Source organism: Chitinophaga caseinilytica, assembly GCF_038396765.1.
GTDB classification, from domain to species: domain Bacteria; phylum Bacteroidota; class Bacteroidia; order Chitinophagales; family Chitinophagaceae; genus Chitinophaga; species Chitinophaga caseinilytica.
On record NZ_CP150096.1, the window covers coordinates 1139813 to 1154014 of the forward strand.

At 58.1% G+C, this 14202-nt stretch carries 6 protein-coding genes; 5 read left to right on the forward strand and 1 reads right to left on the reverse strand.

From position 1 onward, the window contains the following. Positions 1–310 precede the first annotated feature (310 nt). From WJU22_RS04920 to WJU22_RS04940, 5 genes are all read left to right on the forward strand, one after another. Positions 311–823: a DUF4402 domain-containing protein gene (locus WJU22_RS04920; RefSeq protein ID WP_341842149.1), complete on the forward strand. Its 513-nt coding sequence runs from the start codon at positions 311–313 to the stop codon at positions 821–823. Positions 824–958: 135 nt separating this feature from the next. Next, positions 959–1777 (forward strand): hypothetical protein, encoded by an 819-nt coding sequence (locus WJU22_RS04925; protein ID WP_341842150.1) that lies wholly within the window; start codon positions 959–961, stop codon positions 1775–1777. Positions 1778–1822: 45 nt separating this feature from the next. Further along, the gene (locus WJU22_RS04930; protein WP_341842151.1) at positions 1823–9787 is read left to right on the forward strand and encodes a hypothetical protein; all 7965 of its coding nucleotides are present in this window, start codon (positions 1823–1825) and stop codon (positions 9785–9787) included. Positions 9788–9792: 5 nt separating this feature from the next. Continuing rightward, positions 9793–10314 carry a DUF4402 domain-containing protein gene (locus WJU22_RS04935; RefSeq protein WP_341842152.1) on the forward strand — a complete coding sequence of 174 codons (522 nt, stop codon included), beginning with the start codon at positions 9793–9795 and terminating at the stop codon, positions 10312–10314. Beyond that, positions 10311–12959 (forward strand): hypothetical protein, encoded by a 2649-nt coding sequence (locus tag WJU22_RS04940; protein ID WP_341842153.1) that lies wholly within the window; start codon positions 10311–10313, stop codon positions 12957–12959. Before WJU22_RS04935 ends, WJU22_RS04940 begins: the two co-directional genes overlap by 4 nt. Here WJU22_RS04940 and WJU22_RS04945 read toward each other — a convergent pair. After that, positions 12956–14167, reverse strand: coding sequence for an MFS transporter (locus WJU22_RS04945; RefSeq protein ID WP_341842154.1), 1212 nt, complete (start codon positions 14165–14167; stop codon positions 12956–12958). The genes WJU22_RS04940 and WJU22_RS04945 overlap by 4 nt on opposite strands. Positions 14168–14202 lie beyond the last annotated feature (35 nt).

Below are 14202 nucleotides of genomic sequence, written 5' to 3' on the forward strand. Positions count from 1 at the left end.
TTGATAACCCCCGCAGTGTGTATATTTATTTTATCAATTTAGTTTTGTTTGTTATATGATTGGCTGGCTTATTTTGCCATGGCTGTTCTGACCGTTATCCCATCTCCCCGCCGGCGCCCTGCCGCCTCCATCCTGCAAATTGGCCCGCAGATTGAGGGTTCTTTAGCCCGGGGAAAGCGCATATTTTGCATATGCAACCTTTCCCCGGAAACGATTGTTAGTGAAAATAAGTTCAACTATTCTTTGAAAACGACTGATTGGTTATTTCCCTTTACTGTTACCCTCATGTATTAACCGAAAAACTGGAAATATGAAAACGTCCACGCTTTTATTCACTATTTCAGCTGTTGCGGTCCTTTCCCTGCCGTCCCGCGCGCAGGAATCGGCTACCGCCACGGTAACAGCTACGATCGTTGCGCCGATCGCGATCTCGAAAGATATCGACATGAATTTCGGGAACGTGGCAGTGCAGTCGTCTACCGGTGGAACGGTGGTGATGACGCCGGCAGGCGTGCGGAGTACCACCGGCGGAGTGACCCTCCCCACCACCACAGGTAACGTAGCCGCCGCATCTTTTACCGTATCGGGCGTGGATGGCTACACCTACAGCATCACACTCCCTACCGCAGCGGTTACCATTACCAATACCGGCGGCAACACGATGACCGTGACGGCCTTTACCAGCTCCCCTTCCGGCCAGGGAACACTGACCGGCGGATCGGAAACGCTCACCGTTGGCGCCACGCTGAACGTGACCGCCGCGCAAGCGCCCGGTACTTATGTTTCCGCAACTCCTTTCGCCGTAACGGTGAATTATGATTGATCCTTTCCCGTAACAGCCAGCCTATTGTAACAGAACCGAACCGTCTTTGAAAAACCTGTGGCCGCCTATCGCCGGTCAAGGCCTTGCATTTTCTAAACCCGGGAATGAATGTCCACCAACAATCACCAAAACGCTATGCGCTTATTTTTCGCAGGCCTGTTTTCCTGCATTTGTATGCTCCCCGCCGCGCTCCGGGCCCAGGGCAACCTCCTGATCACCCCGATGCGCATCGTATTCGACGGTAAAAAGAAAGTACAGGAAGTGAACCTCGCCAATACCGGAGACGATACGGCTCGGTACCTTATTTCACTGATCGAAATCCGCATGAAGGATAACGGAACTTTCGAGCATATCACCAGTGCCGATACGGGACAGCGTTTCGCCAGCCCATTCATCCGCTTTTTCCCCCGCAGCGTTGTATTGCCGCCCCGCGAAGCGCAGGTGGTAAAACTGCAATTGTACAACACCAGCGAACTGGACAACGGCGAATACCGTTCTCATCTCTATTTACGCGCAGAGCCCAACCAGCCCGCCCTCGGTGAGCCGGAAGACCCGCCGGCCGATCCGGAAGGGATTTCCATCAAACTGACGCCGGTATTCGGTATTTCCATCCCCGTCATCGTCCGGAACGGCGACCAGCACGCGGATGTATCTATCGACAGCCTGGGTGTGATCGGGAAGGGCGACACCGCGAAACTGAAAGTCACGTTCAAAAGAAGCGGGAACATTTCCGTGTATGGCGACATCCGGGTGGAACATATCAGTCCTGACGGGAAGCGCAGCAGCGCCGGCCTCGTGAAAGGCGTGGCGGTGTATACGCCGAACGAGCGGCGGAGCATCCTGTTGCCGCTCAAAAAAGGGCCCGATTATACGAAAGGCCGGTTGGAGATAAGTTATGGACCGGAAGAAACCACGGATCCGCCGCTGGCGCGGGCGGCGCTTCCCCTGCGATAGTATCAACGGCTGTGCGGCACGCCTGCCGGCAATTAACTCCATGGAATGAAAACCGTTTACAATACAGTAATTTTAGCGATCGTATTTATGGCCGGAATGGCCTGGCCGCGTATTGCCCAGGCGCAAACCACCAGCTGGAAAGGAACGGTCAGCACCAGCTGGTCGAACGCCGCGAACTGGACGAACGGCGTGCCCAGCGCCACTGTAGATGCAGTGATCGGGGATGCGAGCTTCACCGGCCTGTGGGACCCATACATCAGTGCGAGCGCCGCCACGAAAAACCTCACGATCGGCGCCACGAACGTACCGCTCCTGACGATCGCCAAAGCATTGACGGTAAACGGAAACCTGACGATCAATTCAGGCGGATCGGTGTCGCACCGCGGCGTTACGCTTACGGTAAAAGGCAACTGGACGAACGGGGGATCGTATACGGGAACATCCACGTCTTCCCGCGTCAATTTCGCCGGAACGGCGCAAACCATCAGCGCCACGGTTACCCCTACTTTCCGGAGACTGAGTATCAACGCGGGCAGCACGGTCACCCTGCAGTCGAACATCGCGGTGAATGTTGCCTTGACGGTCAGCGGGACTTTCACGCCCGTGGAGGCCACGCCCCCGGTGGTGTCTGGTAGCGGCACGCTGACGGTAGACGCTACCGGCATCCTGAATGTTACCGCGGCCACATATGCGGGGAATTATGCGAATACCGGCACCACTACCCTGGCTGCAGGTTCGGTAGTTGCCTACAGCGCCACCACGCGCGCGCAGACCGTCAGGAATAACCTTACCTACTCTACATTACGGATCAGCGGTGCATCCACCGTCAAAACGCTGGCGGGCAACCTCAATACGCTGAACGCCACCACTTCGGCGGCGGGGCGCATCGAGGTGCAATCGGGTACGCTGGACCTGTCCACTTTTACCGCCAACCGCGGAACGACCGTAGCCGGTGGAAGCCTGCTGGTGTTCAACGGCGCGACGTTCCGGCTATCGGGAACATCGAATTATCCTACGGGTTTCGCGGCGAACGATCTGCGGATTACGAGCACCGTGGAATATTACGGCGGCGCGCAAACCGTGTCGGCCCAAACGTATGGCAACCTATCGTTGACGGGCAATTCCGGCGCGGCGGTCAAAACGATGCCGGGCACGGCTTTCACGGTGGAGGGGAGTCTCAGCAGCACACAGGGCACGGCCACTTCGGTGAGTTTTACCGCAGCATCGGCCATTACGGTGAATGGAAGCGTGAGTATCGGAACGGGTACCACTTTTAATGGCGGGAGTTTCACCCATAATTTTTCCGGGAATTTAACCGTAACCGGTGTGCTGACGGGCGGCACCAGTACCATCCGGATGGCAGGTGCAGGCAGTGTGATCGGCGGAGCTGGCACGCATAATTATTTCAACCTCACCATCGCGGCAACGGGCATTACTGCCGGGGCCGAGGCGGCGGTGAATGTTTCGGGGGATTTGACGAGCGTGGAGCCAGGCGCGTTCACGCATGCTACCGGCGGCACTTTCACCATGTCGGGCACCGGCAAATCGATCATAGGTGCCAACTTTATTTTCGACAATCTTGCGGTGACGGGCTCCGTCAGCAGCGCCGCCACCATAGAAGTGAGAAGCAATTTGACGGTGAACGGGACGTTCACGGGAACGGGCGGGAACGTCATCATGTCGGGCGCGTCGAAATCCATCGCGGGAACGGGCACCATCGTATTCGGGAGCCTTTCTCCATCGGGTACCATTTCCACCGCTATCTCCTTTACCGTCAACACCGCGCTGGACGTGAGCGGAACATTTACGGCCACGGCAGGAACGGTCACTTTCGCGGCCACGAGCAGTTTGCGCGGCACGGCGAATCTTTTCAACGCCACGGTAAACGGCACATCTTTCACCATGAACTCCAACGCGGTGCTAGGCGTGGCCGGCGCTTACACGGTAACGGCGGGAACGGTGGACGTGACGACCAACATCCCCAATACCGTAATTTATAACGGCACAGGCGCACAGAATGTACGGGCCGGCACGTACCATCACCTGACGCTCGGCGGCGGAGGAACGAAGACGGCGCTTGGCGCCACCACCGCCAACGGGAACCTCAGCATCCTCGCCGGCAGCACTTTCAGCAGCGGCACCAATACGCACACGGTTTTCGGGAACTGGTCGAACCTCGGGACTTTCACCGCCGGCAGCGGCACCGTTTCCCTGAACGGGACGCAGCCCGCAGATGTGAGCGGCAACAATACGTTCAACATCCTCACCGTCAACAAAGCCGCGGCCACCACGGCCGTCAACCTCCTGAGCAACACCACCGTGGCAACGCTGAACATGACCAGCGGCTGGATGAATACCGGCGCCAACACGGTCACGATCACCACAACCCGCAACAATTCCGGTATCATCCTCGGCTCCATCAAGCGGCAACATAGTTTCACGATCGGAACGGCCTACGCCTTCGAAAGCCCGAACAACCTCATCACCCTGACCGGCCTCAATTCCCTTTCGTCTATCACCGTAACCGTCCGCCGCACCACGGTATCCGACTTCCCCGCCGGTGCGAGCATCAACCGGGAATACACCGTCACTTCCGAAGGGCTGCTCAATGTTTCGCTGGTGACCATGCGGCTGCATTACGAAGACGATGAGCTGAATGGCAACCCCGAAGCGGGGCTGGGCCTCTGGCGGAATACCGCCGGCACCTGGGCGGCATTGGGAAAAAGCAGCAACAGCACCACGAGCAATTACGTGGAACAGACCAGCCTGCTGACGCTGAACGGCCGTTACACGCTTTCCGGCTCTGTGAACATCGCCCGGTGGAACGGAAAGATCAGCAGCGATTGGCATACAGCGGGCAACTGGTCGGTGGTGCAAGGCTCGCCGACATTGCCGCCCGGCCCGAACGATATCGCGGTAGTGGGCGACACCAATTTCGTGAACCAGCCGGTGATTTCGGCGGCGGTAAACGTACAGGGGCTTTACTTCGGCAGCATAAAAGCGGCTACCATCAATATGACGGGCGGATCCTTGACCACCAGCGGCAACATCGCCGGCGTCTGGACGCTCAACGCGATTCACACCATCAATGCGGGGAACCAGAACGTAACCGTGAACGGCGATCTTCAGCTGTCTGACGGTACGGCCGGGCATTCCATCAACATGAATATCGGCAACGGCAACCTGGCAGTGACGGGCGGCGTTACGCAGGCCGGCGATGCGGCGGTGAATGTTACCGGAAGCGCCAATTTCTCGATCGGGGGAAGTTACACGTATACCGGCGGAACGTTTACGGCGGGAAGCGGAACGACCACTTACAACGGCGCAGCCACGCAGACGGTGGCGGGATTGAATTACAACCATCTCACGATACAGAAGCCTGCGGGCACGGCGTTGCTCGCGGCACCGGCCACACTTGCCGGCGACCTGGCGGTCAATTCCGGGGAGTTCAATTTGAACGGGTCCAACATTACGGCGCAAAACGTAACGATCGCCACGGGCGCCACTGTACAGGGAAGCACCGCCACCATCACGGCTTCCGGCAACTGGAGCAACGCCGGGACGTTTGTGCCCGGCTCGGGAACGGTAGTGCTCACCGGCGCCAATCCGCAAGATATTTCGGCGACGGCCTTCAACAATCTTACCGTCAATAAATCTTCCGGCGTTGCGACGTTGGCGGGAAATATCAGCCTGGGCGGAAATCTTTCCATAACGAGCGGCGGGCTCGCGCTCGGAACGTTCACCGCCAACCGGACCGCCGCAGGCGGGTCGATGACCATGGCCAGCGGTACCACGCTGAATGCCGGCGGTGCGAATAATTTCCCGTCCGGATTTTCTACTTACGCGCTGAATGCCGCGAGCTCCGTAATGTACGATGGAGCCGTGGCGCAAAGCGTGGCGGGGAACATCACATACGGGAACCTGCTGTTCAGCAATGGGGGCGGCGCGGCCAAGACGTTGCTGAATACCATTTCCGTGGGCGGGAACCTGACTATCAACAGCGGGGCCACCCTGGCCGGGAGTATATATACCATCAACCTTTCCGGGAACTGGATCAACGGCGGCACCTTAACACCCGGTACCAGCACGCTGACCCTGAACGGCGCCGGCAAAACCATTTCGGGGAGCAATGTTTTCAACCGCGTAACCGTGTACGGCAGTTATACCGTGGCGGGAGGTGATATCACCTATAACGGATTGCTTAACATCACTGCCACCGGCTCCTACGACGCCGGCGGCGGAACGGCCATCGTGAACGGAGACCTCACCAACAGCGGATCGCTCGTCAGCAACGGTACCACCACGTTCTCCGGCACCCAATTGCAAACGATCCGGTTCATCAATGCCGTTACTTCCAGTTCCACGGGTATCATCAATTTTAACGGCAACGTAGCGCCGGTCCTCAATTCCACCAGCCGGCCCTCCTACGCAACGCTCAATATCAACAACACGGCCGGCGTGACTGCGAGCGTGGGGTGGGACGTATTCGTCGCCTTCAACATTTCCAGCGGCGCCACCTGGAATTCGGGCGGCGGCACGCACAACATTTACGGCAGCTTTACCAACAATGGCACCGTGACCAGCGGCGGCACCATCAATTTCCTGCCTGCCGTGCCGCGTACCATTCAATTATCCGGCACCGGGTTCTCCAGCACCGGCACCGTGGTTTTCGGCGGTACGGGCGCTACCAGCGTAACCGGATCGCCCACATCGATGAACAACGTCGTTATCTCGAATTCCGGCGGCGTAACGCCGTCTGCCAATTGGGGCATGACGGGCAGCTTCCTCATCGCCAACGGCGCCATATTCAATGCGGGCACCTATACCTTCACTGTGGGCGAAGACCTCGAAAGCAACGGCACCCTCAACGGCGGAACGTCCACCTTCAACCTGACTTCCATCTCCGGACAAGGCAATTTGTCCGGTTCGCACGGCACCACTTTTTACGACCTCGTCATCACCGGCACCATTTCGGCCGAATCGGACTACAACGTCAGCCATAACTTTACCAATAACGGCACCTACGACGGTGAGCCCGGTACGCTGACCATGACCGGCCCCCTCACGGGTACCATCACCAGCGCTTCCCTCGCGTCTTTCGACCTGGCTTATTTCACGATCCTGAAAGACCCCGGCGGCATCGTCACCCTCGGCAAACCGTTGACGGGCGTTGTGGCGATGGATGTGTCGCAAGGGATTTTCGACATCGGCGCCAATACCATTACGGAAAACGCGGGATTGATGACGCTGGAAGACGGCGGCCGCCTCATTATCCGCGGCACCAACTCGCTGCCGGCGTTTACGGATTACAGCGTAGACACGCTCAGTACCGTGGAGTACGCGGGCAGTACACAGGCGTTATCTTCCGCCACCGAATACGGCAACCTCGTGATTTCCGCTGCCGGTAACAAAACTGCTTCCGCCGTCCTCCATATCATGAACGATTTTACGCTGACGGCCGGCACCTTCATTCCCGGGGCATTCGCAGATACTATCGCCGGCAACTGGACCATGTCGGGAGGAACGTTCACCAATACCGGGTCTACCATGGTTTTTGCCGGCACCGGAACGCAACAGGTGTCTACCATCGCGCCATTCAATCATTTCACGGTGAATAAAGCGGCCGGGTTCGTGCAATTGGCGACCGACGTCACGGTGAACGGAACGCTGAATTTCCTGGCCAGGAACATCCGGACGGGAGACATGACCGTTATTATGCCCACGGGCAGCAACGTTACCGGCGCCGCCCAGGCCACGGGATGGGTTTTCGGTAATCTGCGGAAACCGGTACCCACCGGCACCGGCGTAGCGCGCACGTTCGAAGTGGGCGACAGTCTCCGTTACGCCCCCGCAACGCTCACTTTCGCCAGCGTGGGAACCGCAGGAACGGTAACCGCCAAAACGGTGGGCGCAGACCTGCCGGATCTGAACCTGTCCGGCATGGACGCAGCGAAGAGCGTGAACCGGTATTGGGTTTATACGAACGCAGGCACCGTGTTCACATCGGTAGCCGCTACCCTGAACTGGAACGCCGCCGATGTGGATGCGGGCGTGAATGCAGCGAACCTGCGGGTAGCGAACGTGGCCGGCGCAACACGTACCTTACCCGTGGTTAACTCGGCCACCACCACGTCTATCGCCGTGTCTGGAATCGGCGCTTTGGGAACGATGGCCGTGGCGGAACTGATCGCCAGCATCAACTGGTCGGGCGATCTCAGCACCAACTGGTACACCACCGGCAACTGGACGGGCGGAGTTGTGCCCTTGCAAACGAGCAATGTCGTAATCCCCACCGGCAGGCCCAATTATCCGAACGTTACCACCGGCACCGCCACCGCGAACGATCTGTCCATTCAAACCGGCGCGTCCGTGACCGTGAGCACCGGGCTGCTGCGGATCAGCGGCGCGATCACTTCTTCAGGAACATTCACCGTGAACGACGGCAGCATCGAGTTGAACGGGGCAGCGGCGCAATCCATCCCGGCAGGCATATTCGCCGGCAACGAAATCCGGAACCTGACGGTCAATAATGCCGCGGGCGTTTCCCTCGGCGGGACGCTCCTCGTCAACGGTATCTTGAAAATCACGACCGGGCAACTTTCGGCCGGCAGCTTCCTCACGCTCGGTTCCACCGCGGCCAGAACGGCGCTCATCGACGGTTCGGGCGGCGGACAGGTGAACGGCACCGTTACCATGCTCCGGTATGTGCCCACCGGCTTCGGGTACAAATATCTCGCATCGCCCTTCCAGGCTGCTACCGTCAATGAACTGGCCGACGAAGTGAACCTTGCTTCCACGTTCCCCTTGCTGTACCGGTACGATGAGAACAAAACTTCTTCCGGCTGGACGGCCTATACCACAGCAGCATCGCCCCTGGTGCCGATGCGCGGGTATACCGCCAATCTCGGAACGTCGGCCTCGCCCGTTACGATCGATGTGGCGGGAACGGTGAACAACGGGGCAGTGAGCCTCGCGCTGCAGAACAATAACCAGCCTTATACCAAAGGGTTCCAGCTCGCTGGTAATCCCTACCCCTCGCCTATCGACTGGAATGCGGCGGCAGGGTGGACCAAAACCAATATCGACGATGCGGTGTATTATTTCAATGCCAGCGCCACCGATCAATACGGCGGAACGTATAGTTCGTTCATCAACGGGATTTCCAGCGATGGGGTGGCGAACAATGTGATCCCCGCCATGCAGGGCTTCTTCGTGCACGTCAGCGACGGAACTTATCCGGTGATTGGGACGTTGGGCACCACCAACGCGGTGAGGATCAATAACCTGACGCCCGTTTTCCATCGGAAATACCCGAAAAACGCACCGTTGCTGCGGCTGTCGGCCGGCTTTGCCGACGAAGGGCAGCCGTCTGACCCAGCCGTCCTGTATTTCGATACGGCCGGCGTTCGCGGGTTCGACAAAGAACAGGATGCGCTCAAGATTTACAATACCGACAAGCGTGTGCCCAACCTGTTCGTGCAGATGGCAGACAAGCGGGAAGTTTCCGTGAAATCCTGGCCCGTGTTCATCGACACGGCAGACGTGATCGCGCTGCGGCTCGTTACCGAGCGAAGCGGTATGATCACTTTCCGCGTCGACAACCTGGAGCGGATGCCGGCCGGCAGGAACATCTATCTCTACGATTCGGCCATGAAACGAAGTCTGCAGTTGGTACCCGGCACGCAGTACCGGCTCGATCTGCCTTCGGGCGACCATAAAGAACGTTTTTACCTGGTGTTCGCGCCGCGAGGTGCCGTGGGGACGAGCGAGCCGGAAGGCGCATATTATGCTTATGTTTCCGGCGGACAGCTGTTCGGATATTTCTCCCATGCACCGGGAGACCGTTGTACCGTTACCGTTACGAACATGCTGGGCCAGGAGCTTTACCGGAAAGAGCTTTCCGGCGCAGGCCGCCACGCGTTGGGCAGCGGGTACAGCGGCGGGATGTACGTCGTCAGTTTCAGGACCAGCGAAAAAACGGAGAACAGAAAAGTAATGATCAATAAATGACCGGCATGAAAAGGGCAATCGGCAACATACGGCAATTGTTTACCGCGATCGTGATCATGGTGGCCCAACTGGCCATGATGGCGGATGCGCGGGCACAGGAGCCGCCGCCCCGGCCCATTTCCGTGCATGTAGACCCCGGGCAGGGGCTCATCTTCGGCGCGTTCTTCCTCGGTACGAGCGGCGGAACGGTCACCATCAACCCAGACGGGTCGCGGGTGATCATGGGCAGTATCGTGGGCGCTAACCTGGGATACCCGTTTTCCCCGGCCATTTTCGAAGTGCTGGCGAACCAGGGAACGCTCATCCAGGTGATGCGCGGGCCAGACGCCATTCTCACGGGCAGTAACGGTGGTACCATGACGATGCGGATCGGCACGCTCAGTACCGGCGATCAATTCATCACAACGGCGCAGCCGCCAACGAGGAACCTCGTGCGGGTAGGCGGCATCCTCACCGTGGGCAGCCCGTCGGCCAACCCGGTAGGCGCCTACAGCGGAACGTTTCAATTAACCTTTATCCAGGAATGACCGGATGCCTTCATATCGTTTTGCTGCTGAGGGCGCTCCGGTGCCTGGGGCTCCTGCTTCCGATATGGCTCGCATCGCCGGCCGTGGCAAGGGATAAGGGGAAAGACGACCCTCCCGTGCTGTACGAAACGTCCGTTTACCTCGTGGTACAGGGGATCGGGGGGATAGAAGTGCCGGCACTGGTGAACGAAGACACCGCCTACCTTTCCGTTGCCGACGTATTCGATTTTCTCAAGGTCAAACACAGTTATTCTTCGATGAGGGATTCGCTGATGGGATATTTCGTTGCAGAAAACAATCCTTACATTATCGATATGACCGGCCAGCGGATCCACTACCAGGACAAACATTTCCTCCTGCATCAATACGACGTGATCCGCTCCGAAACCGGTTTTTATTTAAGGCTGGAGTTTTTCGGTTCCGTGTTCGGCCTTCCCTCGAAATTCAATTTCCGTAACCTTTCCGTTCACATGAACGCCACAGTGGAGCTGCCGGCCGTCAGGGAGCTGAAGCGCCAACAAATGCGCGAAAACATGCGGCAGTTGCGGGGCGAGCTGAAAGCGGATACGGTCATCAAACGGTCGTGGCCCCTGTTCCGGTTCGGAATGGCCGACTGGTCGGTCATCACCAACCAGCGAGACCCCGGCGGCAACGACACCTGGCTGAACCTCCGCGCAGGAGCAACGGTCGCCGGCGGTGAAGCCACCGTTTCGCTCAATTACAATAACTACGCAAAGCAACAGGGCGACGATTTCAAGAACAGCAACATCATCAAGCCCTTCGACCACCGGCAACAATATTACCGCTGGCGATACGTAGACAACGACCAGCGCGCCCTGCGGCAGGTGGTGCTGGGCAAAATTTTCATTCCCACCATTTCCTCGCTGTTCGACCCCGTGGTCGGCGTGCAGGTGACGAACGCGCCTACCACTTACCGCCGCTCTTTCGGCACGTATACCCTTTCCAACGTCACCGAACCCGGCTGGACGGTGGAGCTTTACGTCAACAATGCTTTGGTGGATTACACGACCGCTGATGCCAATGGATTATATTCCTTCCAGGTGCCGCTCGTGTACGGGAATTCGCAGGTGCGGCTGCGTTTTTACGGGCCCTGGGGCGAGGAAAGGATGCTGGAAGAAAACGTGAGCATCCCCTTCAGCTTCCTTCCCAAGAACGAATTCGAATACACTGCCAGCGCGGGATATGTGGAAGATTCCGTCCACAGTTTCCTCACCCGCGCGCAGGGCGGATATGGCGTCACGAAATTCCTAACGATGGGCGCGGGCGTGGAATACAAAAGCACCATTCCCGGGAACAATACCATCCCCTTCGTGACCACCTCCGTGCGGCTGGCCAACAACCTGCTACTGAGCGGGGAATACGCGCATGAAGTGCGCGGAAAAGGCCTGCTGTCGTGGCGATTGCCCGCCAATATCCAGATAGACGCGGAATATACGCGCTACAAAAAAGACCAGCGGGCGATCATTTACAATTTCCGGGAAGAAAGGAAACTCTCGGTCGCGAAGCCGTTCTTCACGAAAGGCATGTCCATTTTTTCGCGCTTCACTTTCAACCAGCTTATCTCTGAGTATACCCGTTACTCCACGACGGAGCTGCTGCTTTCCGGCGCGGTGGGGAAAGTGGGCGTGAGCGTTTCGAACTATGCCGTTTGGGTGCGGGATACCGATCCTTTCATTTACAGCAACGTCGGCCTGTCGCTCCGGCTGCCCGGCAATTTGCTGGTGATGCCGCAGGTCCAGTATGGCTATACCGACGGCAAGTTCATTTCCGCGCGCTGCGAAGTAGGCCGTTACATTTTCAGGCGGGGGTATCTCAATGTGGCGTACGAAGAGAATTTCCGCGGAGGCGTGCGCCTGTTCCAGGCGGGATTGCGGTGGGATTTTGCTTTCGGGCAGATGGGCCTGTCCGTTTTAAAAGGCAATAAATCCACCACGGGCGTGGCGTCGATGCGAGGCAGTTTCGTGCACGAAGGGAAAACGGGCTACACGGCTTTCAGCAACCGCAGCCAGGTGGGAACGGGCGGGCTGCTCCTTTGCGCTTTCCTCGACCTGAACGGCAACAGCAAAAGGGATAACGGGGAACCACGCGTGCAGGGGCTCCGGATGTCCGTGAACGGCGGCAGGCTCATCCCGCGGCTGGAAGACACGGCCGTGCTCATTATGGAAATGGAGCCCTATGCGCGGTACGTGATGGACCTTGGCAGAAGCAGTTTCGACAATATTTCCTGGAAAATCAGGAACCCCATCATCAGCGTCATGGCCGAACCTAACCAGGTGAAGCTGGTAGAAGTGCCCGTGGTGGTGGTAGGTGAAGTGACGGGGCATGTTTTGTTCCAGGACCACGACCGGCGCCGCGGCATGGGCCGCATCCGGGTGGATTTCCTCCGGGAAGACGGGACCGTTTTCACGTCGGTGCTGTCTGAGCAGGACGGTTTCTACAATTTCCTCGGCCTGCCGCCCGGCAACTACATCGTAAGGCCAGATCCCGGGCAGTTGAAAAAACTCGGTCTGGCGGCCGTTCCCGCCCAAATACCCGTGCAAATCGACGCAGGTCGCGAAGGTGATGTGGTAGACAAAGTGAAGTTCGTGCTCCAGCGGGTCTCGGAATCGGCCGTCCGGTTTTAGCGGTTGCGGTAGTGTGATTTGATGGATTTCCGCGCGAAACGGACGTATTTGTTGCGATAGACGAAAAACAGGTAAATGGTGGCGAGGAAAGTGACGCCGGCCATGATGTAGAATACTTTGGAGAAGTGCGAAGGATCGTTGCCGTACCATTCGGCGGAGAAGAACGCCCCCAGCCCGATGCCCGCTTCCAGGGCAATGTACATGCTGCCCAGCGCGCGGCCCCTGTGCTCGGGCAGCCCCAGATCGATCGTCCAGGCCGTTACGGCCGGAGAATTCAATCCCAGCGAAACCCCATACAGCAAAGCGCCCGTCAACAGCACCGCCGGCGTATGCGCCACGCCGATCACCACCATGGAAATGGCCATGAGCGTGGCCGAGATTTTCAATATGGGGACGCGGCCAAACCTATCGGAGGTTTTGCCGGCCAGCAGCCGGATGCCGATGGAACTGGCGGTAAAGAAAGTGAAGAAAAGCCCCTTATTCTGCAAGCCCAGGAAAGCACTGAAATCCGGAATGATAGTGAGCAACGCGCCGTAACTGAAATAAGTGAGGAAAGTAATGACCACAGGCGCCATCACTGCAGGTTCGAATATCTCGTGACGGGAAATTTTAAGCAACGCCGGCCGGAAGCTCTGCCGGTTGTGCAGCGTTTCCTTCATACCGATGAGGATCACGACCGACAATAACGCAAAAACCGCTGAAATCTGGAACATGGTCACGATGCCCCAGGCGTTGGCGATGGAACCACCGATGGAAGGTCCGAGCGACAATCCGATCGTACTGGCCAGCCCTACCATGCCCATGGCCTCGCCCCTGCGGTTGAAAGGTACCATGTCTGCCACGTAGGCCGACGTGCCGGTGGGCTTGAAGCCGGTCGAAAAGCCGTGGAAGAAGCGCAGCAGCAGGAAAGCGCTCACACTGCTCACCAGCGGGTACAACAGGCTGCAGATCACGCAAACCACGGAACCGAAAACCATCACAGGGATCCGGCCGATAGTGTCTGTCAGTTTTCCGGAGAAAGGCCGGCTCAGACCGGCCATGAGGGTGAAAAGCCCGATGATGTAGCCTTTATAGTCGGCGCCGCCCAAACTGGTCAGGTAGGCCGGCAATTCGGGGATCATCATGTTGAAACTGGCGGAGAAAAGCAGGTTGCTCAGGCAAAGCAACCCGAATTGAAGCGTGTAAATCTTCCCACTCGACTGGTCCATACCGCAAAGTTAGCCTCCGCGAAGCAATTCCAACC